The organism is Pseudomonas sp. P106(2024), from assembly GCF_057480815.1.
On the sequence record NZ_JBLIYU010000001.1, the window covers coordinates 721,833 to 740,163 of the forward strand.

The following is an 18,331-nucleotide window of genomic DNA, read 5'->3' on the forward strand; positions in this document are numbered from 1 at the left end:
AACATGAGCGATGTGGACTTGCCGATCACCCCGCCCAGCGCCGATGTCCGGCAGTGGGCGATGTTCTGCCACCTGTCCGCACTGCTGGGTCTGGTGATGCCCCTTGGGCATCTGCTTGGCCCGCTGGTGCTGTGGCACCTCAAGCGCGAGCAGGATCCGTTCATCGATGCCCAGGGCAAGGAGGCGCTGAACTTTCAGATCAGCGTGACCCTCGCCGGCTTCGTCTGCTTGCTGTTGATGTTCGTGTTCATCGGTATCGTGCTGTTCGCCGCGCTGATGGTGGCGGTGCTGATCCTGATCATCCTGGCGGCAGTCAGGGCCAACGAAGGGAAGCCGTATCGCTATCCTTGGATCTGGCGGCCGATCAGATAGGCACAAAAAAGCCGACCCCATGGGTCGGCTTTTTTGTGTGCGCCATCCTCAGATGGTCAGCGTCCAGTCGTAGTCCACGATCAGCGGCGCATGCTGGGAGAAGCGCGGCTGGCGTGGCAGACGGGCGTTGCGCACGAAGCGGCGCAGGCCTGGGGTGAGGATCTGGTAGTCGAACCGGTAACCCAGGTTGAGCATCTCGGCCTGCTCGTTGTCCGGCCACCAGCTGTACTGGTCGCCTTCACGGCTGACTTCGCGCAGGGCGTCGACATAGCCCATGTCGCCGACGATGGCGTCCATCCAGGCGCGTTCCGGCGGCAGGAAACCGACCGACTGCTGGCTGTCGCGCCAGTTCTTGATGTCGAGCTTCTGCTGCGCCACGTAGAACGAGCCGCAGTAGATGTATTCGCGACGTTTGCGACGCTGCTTGTCCAGGTACTTGGCGAAGTCGTCCATCAACTTGAACTTCTGGTTCAGGTCTTCGTCGCCGTGCATGCCCGAAGGCAGCAGCAGGCTGGCAATACTGACTTTGTCGAAATCTGCTTGCAGATAACGCCCGTAGCGATCGGCTGTCTCGAAGCCCAGGCCGGTGATGACTGCCTTGGGCTGCATGCGCGAGTACAGTGCCACGCCACCTTGGGTGGGCACCTCCGCGTCGCAGGCGTAAAGGAAATAGCCATCGAGCTGGAAAGCTGGGTCGTCGAGTTCAAAGGCCGAGGCGCGGGTATCCTGAAGGCAGATGACGTCGGCATTCTGGGCTTGCAACCAGCTGAGCAATCCACGCTCGGCCGCAGCCTGAATGCCATTTACGTTCACACTGATGATCCGCATAAATGGCCCCAAAAATCTCGTGCGTGTATGATACCCGAGCTCAACACATTTAGCTAAATCCGTGGTGTCCGGGACCTTTCATGCAGCCGTATCAGCGCGACTTCATCCGTTTTGCCATCGATCGCGGCGTTCTGCGCTTCGGTGAGTTCACCCTGAAATCGGGGCGTACCAGCCCGTACTTCTTCAATGCCGGCCTGTTCAACACAGGTTCCGCGCTGGCCCAGCTGGGGCGTTGCTACGCGGCGGCCATCGTCGACAGCAAGATCCCCTTCGATGTGCTGTTTGGCCCGGCCTACAAGGGCATTCCCCTGGCGGCAGCCACTGCCGTGGCCCTGGCCGAACAACATCAGCTCGACGTACCGTGGTGCTTCAACCGCAAAGAGGCCAAGGATCACGGCGAGGGCGGCAGCCTGGTCGGTGCCCCGCTGGCCGGTGACGTGCTGATCATCGACGATGTAATTACCGCCGGCACCGCGATCCGCGAGGTCATGCAGATCATCAACGCCCAACAGGCCAAGGCCGCCGGCGTGCTGATCGCGCTGAACCGTGAAGAGCGCGGCAATGGCGAGCTGTCGGCGATCCAGGAAGTCGAACGCGACTTCGGCATTCCGGTGGTCAGCATCGTCTCGCTGACCCAGGTGCTGGAGTTCCTGGCTGACGACCCGCAGCTCAAGCAGCACCTGCCGGCGGTCGAGGCCTACCGCGCCCAGTACGGCATCTGACCGGCTCGCGGCTCATGAAAATGGCGACCTTAGGGTCGCCTTTTTCATGCCTGTTATTCAGCGGCGGTTCGGGTAACTGGCCTGCACGGCATCAAGGAGATTTCCGAGCGGCGAAAGAAAGGCGGCCCTTGGGCCGCCTGTACCTCGTGTCAGTCTGTGCCGTACTTCGGCGAGCGTGGCCCGTAGAGGATCCCGCCATTCGGATAGGGTGTAAGCAGGCGTGCGCTGGTCATCCCGGCGATCGGGTAGCCGGCGTCATCCTGCACGCTGCTGATGATCTGGTTGATGGCCGCCGCCACCAGCATGCCGATCAGGCCGCCCTGGTTCTGCTTGCCTTCCTCGCTGGAGGCCGTGGCGCTGCCGGTCCATAAGGTGGCACCGGTCTTCAGGTCGACCAGTTTGGCGCTGGCGGTGACGATGGTCGCGCTGCTCAGCACCATATAGCGGGTGCCGTAGTCGCTGACGGTCACGTACAGACCGGCGTCGGCGCCGAAGATCTCGTTCAGCTTGGCCGTGGGCAGCTGGTGGATATCGGCCGGCGTGGTCAGGCCGTTCTGGCGGAAGGTTTCATCCACCAGTGCCACCGGCATCACGTAGTAGCCGGCCTCGGCCAGCGGATAGGTGACCTGGGACAGCATGCTGTAGGTGGCCTTGACGTCGGGCGACTCGTTCAGCGGCGGCAGGATCAGGATCGACTTCGGTCGGCTCTGCTTGTAGGCCGAATAGTCGATGCTCTTGCGTTCGGCGCAGCCGGCGAACAGGGCCAGCACGCAGGCGCCGACGATCAGTTGGGTCAGGCGCTTGATCATTGCTTGGCTCCCTTGCTGGCGTTGCTCATCAGGAAGTCCATGTAGGCCGCCGACTCGGGGAACAGCGCTTTTTCGGTACGGAACTGCTGGATCATCTGGTCATCTTTGCCCAGGCTGGAGTACAGCAGGCCCAACTGCGCGTGGTAGCCCGGCGGCACGGCGCCGTTCTTGGCCTTGATCTTCTCCAGGTCGCGCTCCAGGGCTGTGACTTGCTCTTCCTTGGCGTCACCCTTGAGGTAGCCGTACACCTGGGGCTGGTAGCTTTCCCACTGGTACAGGGTCTTGGGCGAATTGCAGCCGGCCAGCAGGACGCTGCCCAGCAGCAGCCCGGCGACAGTGCGCCAGGCCGGGTAGGTGATGCTCATCGAACGGTCTTCCTTGTCGTGTTGTGCTTGTTATTGCGCTTGTGGTTTCCACTGGCCGCTTTCGACTGCGCCCACCAGCTTGTTGACGGCTTCGCGCATGGCCAGGTCGAGCACTTTGCCGTTGAGGGTCGAGTCGTAGCTGGCGGTGCCGCCGAAGCCGATGACTTCACGGTTGGACAGGGCATATTCACCGGCGCCCTGGCTCGAATAGACCACTTCGGAGGTGCTGATGTTGACGATATTCAGGGCGACCTTGGCGTAGGCGATCTGGGTCTTGCCGCGGCCGAGGATGCCGAACAGCTGGTGATCGCCGACTTCCTTGCGGCCGAACTCGGTGACGTCGCCGGTCACCACGAAGTCGGCGCCCTTCAGGCGCTGGGCCTGGCCCTTGATGGCCGCCTCCTGCTGGATCTCGCCCATGTTGTCGCGGTCCAGCACGTTGAAACGGTTGGTCTGCTGCAGGTGGGTGATCAGGATGGTCTTGGCCTGGCCGCCGAGGCGGTCGACGCCGTCGGAGAAGATGCCGCGCATATAGCTGGAGCGGTTGTCGAACTTGCCCACGGCGATCGGCGTGCGCACGCCACTGTAGGGGCGGTTGACGCTTTCGACCTGTTGCACGGCAACAGCGGTGGAGGTTTCGGTGGCACAGCCGGCGATGGACCCGACAGCCAGGGCGGCTGCCAGCACGAGTCCTTGTGATGCGTATTTCACGCGTGATCTCCAGGTAAATAGAAACTATTCGCAACGAACGAGCATACTGTCACGTTGTTTCGGCAGTCTACCGGGAATCTTTATGGTCAAACACAAAGGTTGGTGGCTATAAGCCATCTATTTGCGTGGGCGGGGGTTAAAGCATCGCGGGGCAGGCCTGCTCCCTCCAGGGAGCGGGCCTGCCCCGCGATAGGATTACAGCGGGATCAGCGTGGTTTGCGGTTGGTGATCAGGGTGCCCACGCCGCTGTCGGTGAAGATCTCCAGCAGCACCGCATTCGGCACGCGGCCGTCGATGATGTGCGAGCTGTTGACGCCGCCCTGGACCGCGTCCAGCGCGCATTTGATCTTCGGCAGCATGCCGCCGTAGATGGTGCCGTCGGCAATCAGCTCGTTGACCTGCTCGGTGGTCAGCCCGGTGAGGACCTCGCCCTGCTTGTCCATCAGGCCGGCGATGTTGGTCAGCAGCATCAGCTTCTCGGCCTTCAATGCCTCGGCCACCTTGCCCGCCACCAGGTCGGCGTTGATGTTATAGGACTCGCCGTTGGCGCCCACGCCGATTGGTGCGATCACCGGAATGAAGTCGCCCTTGACCAGCATGTTCAGCAGGTCGGTGTTGACGCTCACGACCTCGCCGACATGGCCGATGTCGATGATTTCCGGGGTGGTCATTTCCGGCGTCTGGCGGGTGACGGTCAGCTTCTTGGCGCGGATCAGCTCCGCGTCCTTGCCGGTCAGGCCGATGGCGCTGCCACCGTGGCGGTTGATCAGGTTGACGATGTCCTTGTTCACCTGGCCGCCCAGGACCATCTCCACCACATCCATGGTCGCCGCGTCGGTGACGCGCATGCCATCGATGAAGTGGCTGTCGATCGACAGGCGCTTGAGCAGGTCGCCGATCTGCGGCCCGCCACCGTGCACCACCACCGGGTTGATGCCCACGGCCTTCATCAGCACGATGTCACGGGCGAAGCCGGTCTTGAGCTCCTCGCTTTCCATCGCGTTGCCGCCGTACTTGATCACCAGGGTCTTGCCGACGAAGCGGCGGATGTAAGGCAGTGCTTCGGACAAAACCTCGGCTACATGGGAAGCGGCATCGCGATCGAGGGTCATGCAGGGCTCCAGGTAAGGAACGTAAAGTCGTCAGAACGGCAGTTGCAGGCCGGGTTGGACCCGCAGCAACTGCGTGCGGAATACAGCCTTGATTCGGTCGAGCTCTGCCGCGCTGTCGGCCTCGAAGCGCAGCACCAGCACCGGCGTGGTGTTGGAGGCGCGGACCAGGCCCCAGCCGTGGGGATAGTCGACCCGCACACCGTCGATGGTGGTCAGGTTGGCTTCGCCCCAGTCGGCGTCGCGTTGCAGTGCATCAATGATGCTGAATTTACCCTCGTCGGTCACATCAATGTTGATTTCCGGCGTGGAAATATCATTGGGGAACGCGGCGAACAGGCTTTCGGCGTCCTGCCCGGCCTTGCTGAGAATCTCCAGCAGGCGCGCGGCGCTGTAGATGCCGTCGTCGAAACCGTACCAGCGTTCCTTGATGAAGATGTGTCCGCTCATCTCGCCGGCCAGCAGCGAGCCGGTCTGTTTCATCTTCTTCTTGATCAGCGAGTGGCCGGTCTTCCACATCAGCGCACGGCCACCGTGCTGCTCGATCAGCGGGGTCAGGCGGCGGGTGCATTTGACGTCGAAGATGATCTCGGCGCCCGGGTTGCGCGACAGCACGTCCTGGGCGAACAGCATCAGCAGGCGGTCGGGGTAGACGATGCTGCCGGTGTTGGTCACCACGCCGACGCGGTCGCCGTCACCGTCGAAGGCCAGGCCGATGTCGGCACCGGTTTCCTTGACCTTGGCGATCAGGTCTTCCAGGTTCTCGGGCTTGCCCGGGTCAGGGTGGTGGTTGGGGAAGTGGCCGTCGACCTCGCAGAACAGCGGGATGACATCGCAGCCCAGGGCCTCGATCAGTTGCGGGGCGACTACGCCGGCGGCACCGTTGCCGCAGTCGACCACCACTTTCAGGCGCTTGGCCAGCTTCACGTCGGCGGTGATCTGCTGGAAGTAGCGGTCGAGGATCTCGACCTTTTCCACACGGCCTTCGCCGCGGGTCAGGTCGTTGGTCTTCAGGCGCGTCAGCAAGGCCTGGATCTGTTCGTTGGCCAGGGTGTCGCCGGCGATGACGATCTTGAAACCGTTGTAGTCCGACGGGTTGTGACTGCCGGTGAGCATCACCCCCGACTTGCCGGCCAGCACGTTGGCGGCGAAGTACAGCGCTGGGGTCGGCACCAGGCCGACATCGCTGACCTGGCAACCGGCGTCAGCCAGGCCCTTGATCAGTTGCTCGACCAGCATCGGGCCGGACAGGCGGCCATCACGGCCGACCGAAATCTGTGGCTCGCCCTGGGCGAGGGTCTGGGCGCCGATGGCGCGACCGATCCAGTAGGCGGTCTCGGCATGCAAGGTCTTGCCGACCACGCCCCGGATGTCATAGGCGCGGAAGATGCTGTCGGGCAGTGCGGGGACCAGCTGGGCCATGTCGTTCATCTCTGGGGACTCCATAAGTCAAAGGCTTCTGGGCAAGCGCAAACTGAACGCTTGGACGGCGGTTTCGCCAGAGAGTTCGCCATCCATGGCCCGAGCGGTCTGCTGTCGGCTCAGCGGGTGCCGGAGTGGCCGAAGCCGCCGGTACCGCGCTGGGTCTCGTCGAACTGCTCGACGATGTCGAAGTGCGCCTGCACCACCGGCACCAGGATCAGCTGGGCGATGCGTTCGCCGACGGTGAGGGTGAACGGCGTGTTGCCGCGGTTCCAGCAGGAGACCATCAGCTCGCCCTGGTAGTCCGAGTCGATCAGGCCGACCAGGTTGCCGAGCACGATGCCGTGCTTATGGCCCAGGCCCGAGCGTGGCAGGATCATGGCCGCCAGGCCCGGGTCGCCGATGTACACCGACAGGCCGGTGGGGATCAGCAGGGTCTGGCCCGGCTCGAGGACGGTGTCCTCCTTGAGCAGGGCGCGCAGGTCCAGGCCGGCGGAGCCGGGGGTGGCGTATTGCGGCAGGGGGAATTCGGTGCCCAGGCGTGGGTCGAGTATCTTGGCTTGAAGAGCGTGCATGTAACTTATTGAACCTGGTTGAGCCGTTCGGCGATGAAGGCAACCAGCTGGCGGGCGATCTTGCCCTTGCTGGTCTGCGCGAAGAGGGTCTGGTGCTGCTGGCGGTCGATCACGGTCAGGGCGTTCTCCTCGCTGTTGAAGCCGATGCTGGGGTTGGCCACATCATTGGCGACAATCAGGTCGAGGTTCTTGTCCTTGAGCTTGCGCGTGGCGTAGTCGAGCAGGTGCTCGGTCTCGGCGGCGAAGCCCACGCTGAACGGGCGATCAGGCCGGCCGGCAATGGTCGCAAGGATATCGGGATTGCGCACCATCTGCAGCAGCATGCCGTCGCCTGTGGTGGGATCCTTCTTGAGCTTCTGTGGGGCGACGACTTCCGGACGGTAGTCCGCGACCGCAGCCGAGGCGATGAACAGGTCGCAGGGCATGGCCGCCTCGCAGGCCGCGAGCATGTCCCGCGCGCTCACCACGTCGATGCGGGTGACCCGGTCGGGCGTCTGCAGGTGTACGGGGCCGGTGACGAGGGTCACCCGGGCCCCGGCTTCGGCGGCGGCCTCGGCCAGGGCGAAGCCCATCTTCCCTGAACTATGATTGGTGATGTAGCGCACCGGGTCGATGTTCTCTTGCGTCGGCCCAGCGGTGATCAGCACGTGCTTGCCGGTCAGGGCCTGGCGCTTGAAGCTCTCGGCGGCGCACCAGGCCAGGTCCGTGGCCTCAAGCATGCGGCCCAGGCCGACGTCGCCACAGGCCTGGCTGCCGGAGGCCGGGCCGAACACCTGGATGCCGCGACTTTTGAGCAGCTCGAGGTTGGCCTGCGTGGCCGGGTCGCGCCACATGGCCTGGTTCATCGCCGGGGCGACGGCCACGGTTGCATCGGTGGCCAGCACCAGGGTGGTCAGCAGGTCGTCGGCCATGCCCTGGGCCATGCGCGCCATCAGGTCGGCGGTGGCCGGGGCGATCAGCACCAGGTCGGCCCACTTGGCCAGCTCGATATGGCCCATGGCCGCTTCGGCGGCGGGGTCGAGCAGGTCCATGTGCACCGGGTGGCCTGACAGTGCTTGCAGCGTGAGCGGGGTGATGAACTCGGCGCCACCACGGGTCATGACCACGCGCACCTGCGCGCCGTGTTCCAGGAGTCGGCGAATCAGCTCGGCGCTCTTGTAGGCGGCGATGCCGCCACCCACGCCGAGAACGATGCGCTTGCGATACAACCGCTGCATAGGCCTTGCCTTATTCCAGTGAAAGCGGGCGGCGACGATAGCTGCCTGCGGCAGATCGTCGCATTTTCGAAGCGAACTAGATTAACACAGCGCCCAAATGGGCCGTAGTGGCAGGCGAGGAGGGGAAATGAACATCAGGGAGTGGCCGGCTGAGGAACGGCCGAGGGAAAAACTGTTGCAGCGTGGGGCGTCGATCCTTTCGGACGCGGAATTGCTGGCCGTGCTGCTGGGCTCGGGGGTTGCCGGGCGCAATGTGCTCGACCTCGCCCGTGGCCTGCTGGCGAAGTTCGGCGGGCTCAGGCAGCTCCTCGAGGCGGAACGAGCCAAGGTGCTGCGTGAGCCAGGCCTGGGACCGGTTAAGTATGCACAATTGCAGGCATTGCTTGAGATCGGCAGGCGCTATCTGGACGAACACATCGAGCGTGCGTCGGCCCTGGAGAGCCCGGCGTCGGTGAGGCGTTATCTGAAATCCATGCTGCGGCACGAGTCCAGCGAGGTGTTTGGCTGCCTGTTCCTGGACACCAAGCACCGACCGCTGGCGTTCGAGATACTGTTCCGCGGCACTATCGACCGCGCGAGCATCTATCCACGCGAGGTCGTGCGCCGGTCCTTGCTGCACAACGCGGCGGCGCTGATCCTCTGCCACAACCATCCGTCGGGCAATTGCGAGCCAAGCCAGGATGACGTGCATCTGACGCTGATGCTCAAGCGCTCGCTGGCGCTGATCGATGTGCGGGTGACGGATCATGTCATCGTCGGCGATGGTGAACCGTTTTCGATGCTTGAACATGGGTGGTTGGGGGGCTGATCCTCATGGGGCAAGCCCGCTCTCACGATGTGTGCGTGGGAGCGGCAGTGCGACTTGCCCTGTGATTAGGCCTCAACGGTCGACGGAGACCTTGCTGAAGTCCTGCCGCCCGAACGGGCTTACCTGATAACCCTCGACCCCTTTGTGGAGCAGTGCGGCCGCCGTGGGATGCGCCAGCGGCAGCCACAGCGCCTGCTGCTGGATCAGCGTCTGCGCCTGCTGGTACAGGCGGCTGCGCACGCTCTGGTCGTTGGTGGTGCGCCCGGCATTGATCAACTGGTCCAGGCGGCTGTCGCAGAAGCGCGCGAAGTTGGTCCCGGACTTGACCGCCGCGCAGGCAAACTGCGGGCTGAGGAAGTTGTCCGGGTCGCCGTTGTCGCCGGCCCAGCCCATGAACAGCAGGTCGTGTTCGCCGGCCTTGGCGCGGCGGATCAACTCGCCCCATTCGATGGTGCGGATCTCGGCCTTGATGCCGACCTTGGCCAGGTCCGCCTGGAGCATCTGTGCGCCGAGGCTGGGGTTGGGGTTGAGCAGGCTGCCCGCCGGGCGGGTCCAGATCGTGGTCTCGAAGCCCTTGGCCAGGCCGGCCTTGGCCAGCAGCGCCTTGGCCTTCTTCTGGTCCATGGCATAGCCGGGCAGGTCCTTGGCGTAGCTCCAGGTATTTGGCGGATAGGGGCCGTTGGCGGCGGTGGCGGTGTCTTCGAACACCGCTTTCAGGTAGGCGGGCTTGTCGAAGGCCAGGTTGATCGCCTGGCGCACCTCGGGCTTGTCCAGCGGCGGGTGCTGGCTGTTGATGGCGACGAAGGCGGTCATGAACGCCGGGGTGGTCGCCACCTTCAGGTTGCCGTCCTTGCCGGCTTCGGCAATGTCCAGTGGTTTGGGCGACAGGGCCACCTGGCACTCGCCGCGCTTGAGCTTCTGCAGGCGCACGTTGGCGTCCGGGGTGATGGCGTAGATCAGCGGATCGACGGACGGCTTGCCGGCGAAGTAGTCGGGGTTGGCGCGGTAGCGCACCACGGCGTCCTTCTGGAAGCGTTGGAAGACAAACGGCCCGGTACCCACCGGCTGGCTGTTGAGCTTGTCCGGTGTGCCGGCCTTGAGCAGCTTGTCGGCGTACTCGGCCGAATAGATCGAGGCGAAGCCCATGCTCAGGGTGGCCAGGAAGGTGGCGTCGGCGTGGGTCAGGGTGAAGCGCACGGTTTGCGGGTCGGGTGCGTCGATCGCCTTGATCAGGCTCCCCAGCTGCAGCGACTGGGCATGCGGGTAGCCGCCCGGGGCGGTCTTGTGCCAGGCGTGGGCCGGATAGAGCATGCGCTGGAAGCTGAACAGCACGTCGTCGGCGTCCAGGTCGCGGCTCGGCTTGAAGAACGGCGTGGTGTGGAACCGCACGCCCTGGCGCAGCTTGAAGTCGTAGATCAGGCCATCGGCTGACACCGTCCAGCTTTCGGCCAGGCTCGGCACCACCTTGCCGAGGCCGGCATCGAACTCGACCAGACGGTTCATCAGCACATCGGCCGAAGCATTGGTGGTGGTCAGCGAGTTGTACTGCACCACGTCGAAGCCCTCCGGGCTGGCTTCGGTGCACACCGACAACGGCGCTGCCTGGGCCAGGCCGGCGGCGCACAGGGTGGTGAACAGGAGGGAAAGGGCGGCGGCACGCATGGTGACTCCTTGGCTGGTCGGTGGCCCATCTGCCGGTGCAGTCTGGAAAATTCAGGAAATGTCCTACCCTAGTGCGGACATGGGCAAATGACCACACCCTTTCGCATTAATTCGGCGACGGGCGGTCGACAGCTTCCCGCCCCAGTCGTTATGCTGCCCGGGCGCGCTCGGCCTGACCGGAATACTCATCTTCTGTTGTTGTGGCAGAGTCTTTCTGGTATAAAGCAGCGCTCTTTTCTAGGGGCTCGGCCTGTCGCGTCAGCGAATACGGTTGATAAGACCTCCAGAATCACGGCGCCTGGCGCCAAAGACTGAGAGATTAAGCGGCCAACCCATGCCGGGTTGGGCATGTGGTTTTAGAGGGCTGAGTCATGTCGAGAGTCTGTCAAGTTACTGGTAAGGGTCCAGTAACCGGGAACAACATTTCCCACGCAAACAACAAAACCCGTCGTCGTTTCCTGCCGAACCTGCAGCACCACCGTTTCTGGGTTGAGTCCGAGAAGCGTTTCGTGCGTCTGCGCGTATCCGCCAAAGGCATGCGCGTCATTGACAAGCGTGGTATCGACGTAGTGCTGGCCGAGCTGCGCGCTCGCGGCGAAAAGTTCTAAGGAGAACGTCATGCGTGAATTGATCCGTCTGGTTTCGAGTGCCGGCACCGGCCACTTCTACACCACCGACAAGAACAAGCGCACCACCCCGGACAAGATCGAGATCAAGAAATACGATCCGGTCGTCCGCAAGCACGTGGTGTACAAGGAAGCCAAGATCAAGTAATTGATCTGCGACCTGAAAAACCCGCTACCGTAAGGTGGCGGGTTTTTTTATGCCTGTTTGAAAGCGGCTTGCCCCGCGATCGGGCTTACTTCTGCTCGAACACCACATAGATCTTGCGGCACGGCTCCAGCACTTCCCAGGTGCCCTTGAAGCCGGCCGGGATAACGAACCGATCACCGGTACGCAGGGTCTTGGCGTTGCCTTCCTGGTCGCGCAGCACCGAAACACCCTGGACGATTTCGCAGTACTCGTGTTCGGTGTAGTTCACTGTCCACTGGCCCACCTCGCCTTCCCAGACCCCGGCGGCGAACTGGCCGCAAGGGCTGGAATAATGGTTGTAGACAGCCTGGTCAGGCTCGCCCTTAAGGATTTTCTCCGCCGCCGGGCGGTAGCGTTCGGCCTCGGTGAGAACTTGGGCGAAGTCGACGATACTGGCGATGCTCATGGTTGTTACCCTGTTGTTGTTTAATAAAATGCACATCAGTAGGCTTTTAGGCCATTCGTGTCAAATATATTGATAGTTTGTCCGCCCTGGTTTAGGGTGTCGGATGCCGGTGTGCGTTCGTCGCCCGGCCAGAATTTCTGACAGCGCCCGTGAGTCCTCAGTGCGGCGTTGCACCTTAACAAGAGAGGAGTTTCCTATGACCACCCTGACTCGTGCGGACTGGGAACAGCGTGCCCAGCAACTGAAGATCGAAGGCCGAGCCTTCATCAACGGCGAATACACCGATGCCGCCTCCGGTGAAACCTTCGACTGCCTGAGCCCGGTGGACGGACGCTTCCTGGCCAAGGTCGCCAGCTGCGACCTGGCCGACGCCAACCGCGCTGTCGATAACGCCCGCGCCGTGTTCGAATCCGGTGTCTGGTCGCGCCTGGCCCCGTCCAAGCGCAAGGCCAAGCTGATCCGCTTCGCCGACCTGCTGCGCAAGCACGTCGAGGAGTTGGCCCTGCTCGAAACCCTCGACATGGGCAAGCCGATCAGTGACTCCTTCTCGATCGACATTCCGGGCGCGGCCCAAGCCATCCACTGGACTGCCGAAGCCATCGACAAAGTCTACGACGAAGTCGCCCCGACCCCGCATGATCAATTGGGCTTGGTGACCCGTGAGCCAGTGGGTGTGGTCGGTGCCATCGTGCCGTGGAACTTCCCGCTGCTGATGGCCTGCTGGAAGCTGGGCCCGGCCCTGGCCACCGGTAACTCCATCGTCCTGAAACCATCGGAAAAGTCGCCGCTGACCGCCATTCGCATCGCCCAGCTGGCCATCGAGGCCGGTATCCCGGCGGGCGTGCTGAACGTGCTGCCAGGCTACGGCCACACCGTGGGCAAGGCCCTGGCCCTGCACATGGACGTGGACACCCTGGTGTTCACCGGCTCCACCAAGATCGCCAAGCAGTTGATGGTCTACGCGGGCGAGTCGAACATGAAGCGCGTCTGGCTGGAAGCCGGCGGCAAGAGCCCGAACATCGTCTTCGCCGACGCCCCTGACCTGCAGGCTGCCGCCGAGGCCGCCGCCAGCGCCATCGCCTTCAACCAGGGCGAAGTCTGCACCGCGGGTTCGCGCCTGCTGGTCGAGCGTTCGATCAAGGACAAGTTCCTGCCCATGGTGGTCGAGGCCCTCAAGGCCTGGAAGCCGGGCAACCCGCTGGACCCGGCGACCACCGTCGGCGCGCTGGTCGATACCCAGCAGATGAACACCGTGCTGTCGTACATCGATGCCGGTCACCAGGACGGCGCCAAGCTGCTGGCCGGTGGCAAGCGCATCCTCGAAGAGACCGGTGGCACCTATGTCGAGCCGACCATCTTCGACGGCGTGACCAACGCCATGAAGATCGCCAAGGAAGAGATCTTCGGCCCGGTGCTGTCGGTGATCACCTTCGACACCGCCGAGGAAGCCATCGCCATCGCCAACGACACGCCGTATGGCCTGGCCGCCGGCATCTGGACCGCGGACATCTCCAAGGCCCACAAGACCGCCCGCGCCGTGCGCGCCGGCAGCGTCTGGGTCAATCAGTACGACGGCGGCGACATGACCGCGCCGTTCGGCGGCTTCAAGCAGTCGGGCAACGGCCGTGACAAGTCGCTGCACGCGTTGGAGAAATACACCGAGTTGAAGGCGACCTGGATCAAGCTGTAATCCAGTAACGTTTCATCGTGGGGCTCGTGGGGGCGGGCTTGCCCCGCGATGAGCCGCAGACAGCCGGGCCGGTTCACGCCGTCCCGGCTTTGTCGTCTCTGTCATATACGATTTGCGCTCAAAGGAGGCTGTGATGCGTTGGGGAACCTACTTTGCCGTCCTGGCGTCGGTGCTCAGTGTCGGGCTCGCCCTCGGCGTGAGCATGCCGCTGGTGTCCTTGCGCTTGGAGGGCTGGGGCTACGGCGGGTTCGCCATCGGTGTGATGGCAGCGATGCCGGCGCTGGGCGTGCTGGTGGGGGCCGCGGTGGCCAGCCGCCTGGCCGGTTGGGTCGGTGTGCCTGCAGCGATGCGCCTGTGCTTGTGGGGCGGCGCGGCGTCCATTGCCCTGGTCGCGCTGCTGCCCAGCTACCCCTTGTGGCTGCTGCTGCGCCTGATGATCGGCATGTCGCTGACCGTGGTGTTCATCCTCGGCGAAAGCTGGATCAACCAACTGGTGGTCGAGCAATGGCGCGGACGGCTGGTGGCGCTGTATGGCAGCAGCTATGCCCTGAGCCAGCTGGCCGGGCCGCTGGTGCTGGGCTTTCTCGGCTCGGATGACGACTTCGGTTTCTGGGCGGCGACCGGTCTGCTGCTGGTTGCGCCTTTGATTTTGCTGGGCCGGGGAGGGGCGCCGACCACCGAGGCGTGCAGCGTGACCTTCAGCGACCTGTTCGGCTTCTGCCGACGCCTGCCGGTGATCGCCTGGGCCATCGCGCTGTTCGCGGCGTTCGAGGCGATGATCCTGACGCTGCTGCCGGTGTATTGCCTGCAGCAAGGGTTCACCACGGAGGTGGCGTTGTTCATGGTCAGCACCGTGGTGGTGGGCGACGCGGTGCTGCAATTGCCGATTGGCGCCCTGGCCGATCGCATGTCGCGGCGCACGCTGTTCAGTGGCTGCGCGCTGACCTTGCTGGTTTCCAGCTTGGCGATCCCCTTGCTGTTGCACACACCGGTCATCTGGCCGCTGTGGGTGTTGTTCGGTGCCAGTGCGGGTGGCTTGTTCACCCTGTCGCTGGTGCTCATCGGCGAGCGCTACCGGGATGACGAACTGGTGCGGGCCAACGCCCATGTGGCGCAGCTGTGGGGCATTGGTTGCCTGCTCGGGCCGTTGCTGGCCGGGGCGGGGAGCCAGTGGATCAGTGGACACGCGCTGCCGTTGCTGATGGCGGTGGGGGCGGCGGGGTTGGTGGTGCTGACCCGGCGGCGGGATGCCTTCGAGCCGGCGTCGGCCTGACCGATAGCAATTGCGGGGCAAGCCCGCTCCCACGACCGGCGTGGGAGCGGGCTTGCCCCGCGATGCGTTCTACAACATCTTCTCCAGCCCGACCGCCTTGCTGATCCAGGCGTTGAAGCGTCGCCATACCCCTCCGGGCTCGGTCACCAGCATATGCCCCTGGCCATTGTCCTCGGTCGCCCAGGCCAGTTTCCCGTCCACCAGCTTCACCTCGTAGCTCAGCGCGGGCGCCATGCCCTGCACGGCCAGATCGCGGGTGTATTCGGCCAGCTCCGGGCTGTCCACCAGCACCCCGACTTCGGTGTTCCACAGCACCGAGCGTGGGTCGAAGTTGAACGAACCGATGAAGGTCTTGCGGCGGTCGAACACCATGGCCTTGCTGTGCAGGCTGGAATCGGAGCTGCCATGCAAGCCCAGGCGCGGCCGTGGGGCGCCGGGCTGGCGGCGCAGCTCGTACAGTTGCACGCCATGTTTGAGCAGGGCGCGACGGTAGGGCGCGTAGCCACCGTGCACGGCCGGTACGTCGGTGGCTTCAAGGGAGTTGGTCAGCAGCTTGACCGAGGTGCCGGCGTCGGCGCGGCTGGTCAGGTACAGCAGCCCCGGTTCGCCGGGCACGAAATAGGCCGAGACCAGGATCAGCTCCTTGTGCACGCCGTTCAGCTCCGGGGCCAGCTGCCGGCTCATCAGCAATCGGGGATCTGGTTCGTTGTCCGCAAGCACCTTGCTCGGTGCATCCCACAAGGCCTGGCTGTGGGCCCAGATCAGTTCGTTGCGCCACACGTCCAGGCGCGGCTGCGACTGATAGGCCATCAGGCGGTCGTACAGTGCCTTGCGCTTGATTCGTGCCTCGGCCAGCGATACTTCCAGGCGCTGGCGGCTGGCGAACAGGTCGTCGGCATCAGGCTGGCGCCAGAGGAAATCGCCGATGGGGCGGCTCAGGGCGCTGTTCCAGTACTGGTCGAAGCTGTGGCCGAGCTGCTCGGCCACCGGGCCCACGCCCAGCAGGTCGATGTCGGTGAAGTTGAGGTTGGGCTCGGCGTCGAAGTACTCGTCGCCCAGGTTACGACCGCCGACGATGGCCATGCTGTTGTCCACCAGGAACAGCTTGTTGTGCATCCGCCGGTGCTGGCGCGACAGGTTGAACAGCCGCCCCACGGCGCGGGTAGCCCCAGTACTGCGGCCCAGGTGCAATGGGTTGAACACGCGGATGTGAATGTTCGGATGGGCGGCGAGGGTACCCATCAGGTTGTCCAGGCCGTCGCTGGTGGTGTCGTCCAGCAGTATGCGCACGCGCACGCCGCGGTCGGCGGCGCGCAGCAGTTCGTGGACCAGGGCGCGGGTGCTGAGGCCGTCGTGGACGATGTAGTACTGCAGGTCGATGCTTGTCCGGGCGTTGCGGATCAGTTCGGCGCGGGCGCGGAACGCTTCGTTGCTGTTGGGCAGCAGGCGAAAGCCCGAACGCCCCTCGTAGGGGGCGGCCTGGCGCTGTACCGAGCGGCCGAACGCCGAATCGCCGGCCGGCAGGGCCTGGCTGACTTCACGGGGCGTACCGACGCTGGCACAGCCCGTCAGGCCGAGCTGCAGCACCAACAGCAGAGGCAAAGCTCGCTGGAGTCTCAAGGGTGGATCGTCCTGTGCAGCAAGGGCTTATGGGGTTGGACAATGCCAGGCGGCGCAACGTTACCCGTCGCCGTGCTCGGCCTCCAGTAGACGAAGGGCGGTTTCACCGACCTTGCGCACGGCGGCTTCAATCTGCGCCGTGGGTCGGGCGGCGAAGTTCATGCGCAGGCAGTTCCGGTACTTGCCCGAGGCCGAGAAGATGCTGCCTACGGCAATCTGCACACCCTGCTCCAGTAAAGCGCGGTTCAGGCGCAGCGTATCGAAACTTTCCGGCAATTCAACCCACAGCATGAAGCCACCTTGCGGGCGGCTGGCGCGGGTGCCCGGGGGAAAGTAGCGGGTCACCCAGTCGCACATCTGGTCGCGGCCGCGCTGGTACTGGCTGCGCATGCGTCGCAGGTGTGGCTGGTAGTGGCCTTCGGCGATGAAGTCGGCAATCGCCAGCTGCGGCTGGCAGGCGGTGCTGCCGGTGCTGATGTACTTCATGTGCAGCACCCGCTCCAGGTAGCGCCCGGGGGCTACCCAGCCGACCCGCAGGCCCGGGGCCAGGGTCTTGGAGAACGAACTGCAGAGCAGCACGCGGCCATCGTCGTCGAACGACTTGATCGTGCGCGGGCGTGGGTAGGTGTACGCCAGATCGCCATACACATCGTCTTCGAGGATCGCCACGTCATAGCGCTGGGCGAGGGTCAGCAGGGCCTTCTTGCGCGCTTCGGGCATGATGTAGCCCATCGGGTTGTTGCAGCTGGGGGTGATCTGGATGAGCTTGATCGGCCACTGTTCAAGTGCCAGTTCCAGGGCCTCCAGGCTGATGCCGGTGATTGGGTCGGTGGGGATCTCCAGGGCTTTCATGCCTAGGCCCTTCAACGTCTGCATGGCGCCGTGGAAGCTGGGCGAATCGACCGCGACGATGTCGCCGGGCTGGCACACCGCGCGAATGCTGCACGACAGTGCTTCGTGGCAGCCGGTGGTCACCACCAGGTCGGCCGGGCCCAGGCGGCAGCCGGAGTCGAGCATCAGGCGGGCGATCTGCTCGCGCAGCTGGGCGTTGCCGTGGATGTTGTCGTAGTACAGGCCGGGCATGTCCATGCGCCGGCTGATCTGCGCCAGGCTGCGCAGCAGTGGCTTGAGCGTGGGACTGTCGACGTCGGGCATGCCGCGACCGAGCTGGATCACGTCCGGGCGCGGGGTGGCGCGGACCAGCTCCAACACCTGTTCCCACTGGGAGATATCCACAGGCCGCTGGGCGGGGCGGCTGATGTCGGGCAGGGCGGGGAGCTGGCGATCCTCGGCGACGAAATAGCCGGACTTGGGCCGAGGCGATACCAGGCCGTTGTCCTCCAGCAGGCGGTAGGCCTGCTGTACGGTGCTCAGGCTGACCCCGTGCTCGACGCTCAGGGCGCGCACCGAGGGCAGGCGTTGGCCAGGGCGGTAGAGGCCTTGCTCGATACGCGAGCCGAGCAGTTCGGCGAGGTTGAGGTAGAGCGTCACGGCATACTCCTACGCGTTTGCGGGTCGATGACCGATACAGATTGTTGGAAAATACTTCATTCAACTGACTTCTCGCCAATTCTGTATGGGAATAATAAGCCGCCGTTGAGTCTGTATTGTCGAGGGCACGAGGGTGCATGCTTTCCCCACGGTATCAACTGATGGGAGAACGCAGTGATGGGTGGCTTGAGCGATGTGCGCTTGCAACTGTTGCCTGGTGAACTCGAGGCCGGGCAGCGGCCCAAGGTCTTCAATGCGCCGGCCGGCCTGAGTCGTTGGGGCCTGATGCTGCATCGCTGGCGGACCCGCAGGGCGCTGCTGCAGTTGGATGATCGGCAGTTGCGCGATATCGGGCTGACCTGGGAGCAGGCGAGACGGGAAGGGCGCAAGCCCTTCTGGAAGGACTGAGCCGGATTGCTGATTACTGTTGAAATCGCT

At 64.2% G+C, this 18,331-nt stretch carries 19 protein-coding genes and 1 pseudogene; 8 read left to right on the top strand and 12 right to left on the bottom strand.

From position 1 onward, the window contains the following. Positions 1–3 precede the first annotated feature (3 nt). Positions 4–372, top strand: coding sequence for a DUF4870 domain-containing protein (locus AC25M7_RS03330; RefSeq protein WP_028689943.1), 369 nt, complete (start codon positions 4–6; stop codon positions 370–372). Positions 373–420: 48 nt separating this feature from the next. Here AC25M7_RS03330 and AC25M7_RS03335 read toward each other — a convergent pair whose 3' ends face one another. Continuing rightward, positions 421–1,200 carry an exodeoxyribonuclease III gene (locus AC25M7_RS03335; protein WP_028689942.1) on the bottom strand — a complete coding sequence of 260 codons (780 nt, stop codon included), beginning with the start codon at positions 1,198–1,200 and terminating at the stop codon, positions 421–423. A gap of 80 nt (positions 1,201–1,280) precedes the next feature. Between AC25M7_RS03335 and pyrE the strand changes: the two genes are divergently transcribed. Then, positions 1,281–1,922 (top strand): orotate phosphoribosyltransferase, encoded by a 642-nt coding sequence (gene pyrE, locus AC25M7_RS03340; protein ID WP_011536401.1) that lies wholly within the window; start codon positions 1,281–1,283, stop codon positions 1,920–1,922. 149 nt (positions 1,923–2,071) lie between these two features. Here pyrE and AC25M7_RS03345 read toward each other — a convergent pair whose 3' ends face one another. The 7 genes and pseudogenes from AC25M7_RS03345 to coaBC form a co-directional block, all read right to left on the bottom strand. Further along, positions 2,072–2,731: a DUF799 domain-containing protein gene (locus AC25M7_RS03345; RefSeq protein WP_028689941.1), complete on the bottom strand. Its 660-nt coding sequence runs from the start codon at positions 2,729–2,731 to the stop codon at positions 2,072–2,074. Further along, positions 2,728–3,096: a DUF4810 domain-containing protein gene (locus tag AC25M7_RS03350; protein ID WP_028689940.1), complete on the bottom strand. Its 369-nt coding sequence runs from the start codon at positions 3,094–3,096 to the stop codon at positions 2,728–2,730. The genes AC25M7_RS03345 and AC25M7_RS03350 overlap by 4 nt, the downstream gene beginning before the upstream one ends. A 30-nt stretch (positions 3,097–3,126) precedes the next feature. Then, positions 3,127–3,807 carry a CsgG/HfaB family protein gene (locus tag AC25M7_RS03355; RefSeq protein WP_028689939.1) on the bottom strand — a complete coding sequence of 227 codons (681 nt, stop codon included), beginning with the start codon at positions 3,805–3,807 and terminating at the stop codon, positions 3,127–3,129. Between the two features lie 206 nt (positions 3,808–4,013). After that, positions 4,014–4,919, bottom strand: coding sequence for an acetylglutamate kinase (gene argB, locus AC25M7_RS03360; protein WP_028689938.1), 906 nt, complete (start codon positions 4,917–4,919; stop codon positions 4,014–4,016). 30 nt (positions 4,920–4,949) lie between these two features. Continuing rightward, positions 4,950–6,323 (bottom strand): annotated as a pseudogene (locus AC25M7_RS03365) (phosphomannomutase/phosphoglucomutase); the annotation flags it as partial. A 134-nt stretch (positions 6,324–6,457) separates the two neighbouring features. Next, positions 6,458–6,913, bottom strand: coding sequence for a dUTP diphosphatase (gene dut, locus AC25M7_RS03370; RefSeq protein WP_028689936.1), 456 nt, complete (start codon positions 6,911–6,913; stop codon positions 6,458–6,460). Between the two features lie 5 nt (positions 6,914–6,918). Beyond that, a complete protein-coding gene (coaBC, locus tag AC25M7_RS03375) occupies positions 6,919–8,130 on the bottom strand; it encodes a bifunctional phosphopantothenoylcysteine decarboxylase/phosphopantothenate--cysteine ligase CoaBC (RefSeq protein WP_028689935.1) in 1,212 nt (403 codons plus the stop codon). 127 nt (positions 8,131–8,257) lie between these two features. Between coaBC and radC the strand changes: the two genes are divergently transcribed. Further along, the gene (radC, locus tag AC25M7_RS03380; RefSeq protein WP_028689934.1) at positions 8,258–8,938 is read left to right on the top strand and encodes a RadC family protein; all 681 of its coding nucleotides are present in this window, start codon (positions 8,258–8,260) and stop codon (positions 8,936–8,938) included. Positions 8,939–9,010: 72 nt separating this feature from the next. On the opposite strand, the gene AC25M7_RS03385 is transcribed toward radC, so the two are convergent. Further along, the gene (locus AC25M7_RS03385) at positions 9,011–10,600 is read right to left on the bottom strand and encodes an ABC transporter substrate-binding protein (RefSeq protein WP_028689933.1); all 1,590 of its coding nucleotides are present in this window, start codon (positions 10,598–10,600) and stop codon (positions 9,011–9,013) included. A 371-nt stretch (positions 10,601–10,971) separates the two neighbouring features. Between AC25M7_RS03385 and rpmB the strand changes: the two genes are divergently transcribed. Together rpmB and rpmG are read left to right on the top strand one after the other, a co-directional pair. Further along, positions 10,972–11,208 (top strand): 50S ribosomal protein L28, encoded by a 237-nt coding sequence (rpmB, locus tag AC25M7_RS03390; protein WP_003258972.1) that lies wholly within the window; start codon positions 10,972–10,974, stop codon positions 11,206–11,208. Between the two features lie 10 nt (positions 11,209–11,218). After that, positions 11,219–11,374: a 50S ribosomal protein L33 gene (gene rpmG / locus AC25M7_RS03395; RefSeq protein WP_003253507.1), complete on the top strand. Its 156-nt coding sequence runs from the start codon at positions 11,219–11,221 to the stop codon at positions 11,372–11,374. An 85-nt stretch (positions 11,375–11,459) separates the two neighbouring features. Here rpmG and AC25M7_RS03400 read toward each other — a convergent pair whose 3' ends face one another. Next, a complete protein-coding gene (locus AC25M7_RS03400; RefSeq protein WP_486970723.1) occupies positions 11,460–11,819 on the bottom strand; it encodes a cupin domain-containing protein in 360 nt (119 codons plus the stop codon). Between the two features lie 196 nt (positions 11,820–12,015). Between AC25M7_RS03400 and AC25M7_RS03405 the strand changes: the two genes are divergently transcribed. Beyond that, on the top strand, positions 12,016–13,509 hold the full coding sequence (locus AC25M7_RS03405) for an aldehyde dehydrogenase (RefSeq protein WP_197866852.1): 1,494 nt from the start codon (positions 12,016–12,018) through the stop codon (positions 13,507–13,509). 133 nt (positions 13,510–13,642) lie between these two features. Beyond that, positions 13,643–14,782, top strand: a complete 1,140-nt coding sequence (locus tag AC25M7_RS03410) for an MFS transporter (RefSeq protein ID WP_069015975.1) — start codon at positions 13,643–13,645, stop codon at positions 14,780–14,782. A gap of 69 nt (positions 14,783–14,851) precedes the next feature. On the opposite strand, the gene AC25M7_RS03415 is transcribed toward AC25M7_RS03410, so the two are convergent. Both AC25M7_RS03415 and AC25M7_RS03420 read right to left on the bottom strand, forming a co-directional pair. Further along, entirely contained in the window at positions 14,852–16,402 is a 1,551-nt protein-coding gene (locus AC25M7_RS03415) for a phospholipase D family protein (RefSeq protein ID WP_486970724.1), read from the bottom strand. A gap of 60 nt (positions 16,403–16,462) precedes the next feature. Beyond that, positions 16,463–17,893 carry an aminotransferase-like domain-containing protein gene (locus AC25M7_RS03420; RefSeq protein WP_028689927.1) on the bottom strand — a complete coding sequence of 477 codons (1,431 nt, stop codon included), beginning with the start codon at positions 17,891–17,893 and terminating at the stop codon, positions 16,463–16,465. 177 nt (positions 17,894–18,070) lie between these two features. On the opposite strand from AC25M7_RS03420, the gene AC25M7_RS03425 reads away from it, so the two are divergent. Next, positions 18,071–18,301, top strand: a complete 231-nt coding sequence (locus tag AC25M7_RS03425) for a DUF1127 domain-containing protein (protein WP_028689926.1) — start codon at positions 18,071–18,073, stop codon at positions 18,299–18,301. Positions 18,302–18,331 lie beyond the last annotated feature (30 nt).

What these genes read in the sequence shown, in the direction of transcription:
- AC25M7_RS03400 (WP_486970723.1), bottom strand. Translation starts at nt 11,819, where the DNA reads ATGAGCATCGCCAGTATCGTCGACTTCGCCCAAGTTCTCACCGAGGCC.
- AC25M7_RS03405 (WP_197866852.1), top strand. Translation starts at nt 12,016, where the DNA reads ATGACCACCCTGACTCGTGCGGACTGGGAACAGCGTGCCCAGCAACTG.
- pyrE (WP_011536401.1), top strand. Translation starts at nt 1,281, where the DNA reads ATGCAGCCGTATCAGCGCGACTTCATCCGTTTTGCCATCGATCGCGGC.
- AC25M7_RS03345 (WP_028689941.1), bottom strand. Translation starts at nt 2,731, where the DNA reads ATGATCAAGCGCCTGACCCAACTGATCGTCGGCGCCTGCGTGCTGGCC.
- coaBC (WP_028689935.1), bottom strand. Translation starts at nt 8,130, where the DNA reads ATGCAGCGGTTGTATCGCAAGCGCATCGTTCTCGGCGTGGGTGGCGGC.
- rpmB (WP_003258972.1), top strand. Translation starts at nt 10,972, where the DNA reads ATGTCGAGAGTCTGTCAAGTTACTGGTAAGGGTCCAGTAACCGGGAAC.
- AC25M7_RS03335 (WP_028689942.1), bottom strand. Translation starts at nt 1,200, where the DNA reads ATGCGGATCATCAGTGTGAACGTAAATGGCATTCAGGCTGCGGCCGAG.
- rpmG (WP_003253507.1), top strand. Translation starts at nt 11,219, where the DNA reads ATGCGTGAATTGATCCGTCTGGTTTCGAGTGCCGGCACCGGCCACTTC.
- dut (WP_028689936.1), bottom strand. Translation starts at nt 6,913, where the DNA reads ATGCACGCTCTTCAAGCCAAGATACTCGACCCACGCCTGGGCACCGAA.
- AC25M7_RS03385 (WP_028689933.1), bottom strand. Translation starts at nt 10,600, where the DNA reads ATGCGTGCCGCCGCCCTTTCCCTCCTGTTCACCACCCTGTGCGCCGCC.
- AC25M7_RS03425 (WP_028689926.1), top strand. Translation starts at nt 18,071, where the DNA reads ATGGGTGGCTTGAGCGATGTGCGCTTGCAACTGTTGCCTGGTGAACTC.
- argB (WP_028689938.1), bottom strand. Translation starts at nt 4,919, where the DNA reads ATGACCCTCGATCGCGATGCCGCTTCCCATGTAGCCGAGGTTTTGTCC.
- AC25M7_RS03410 (WP_069015975.1), top strand. Translation starts at nt 13,643, where the DNA reads ATGCGTTGGGGAACCTACTTTGCCGTCCTGGCGTCGGTGCTCAGTGTC.
- radC (WP_028689934.1), top strand. Translation starts at nt 8,258, where the DNA reads ATGAACATCAGGGAGTGGCCGGCTGAGGAACGGCCGAGGGAAAAACTG.
- AC25M7_RS03350 (WP_028689940.1), bottom strand. Translation starts at nt 3,096, where the DNA reads ATGAGCATCACCTACCCGGCCTGGCGCACTGTCGCCGGGCTGCTGCTG.
- AC25M7_RS03330 (WP_028689943.1), top strand. Translation starts at nt 4, where the DNA reads ATGAGCGATGTGGACTTGCCGATCACCCCGCCCAGCGCCGATGTCCGG.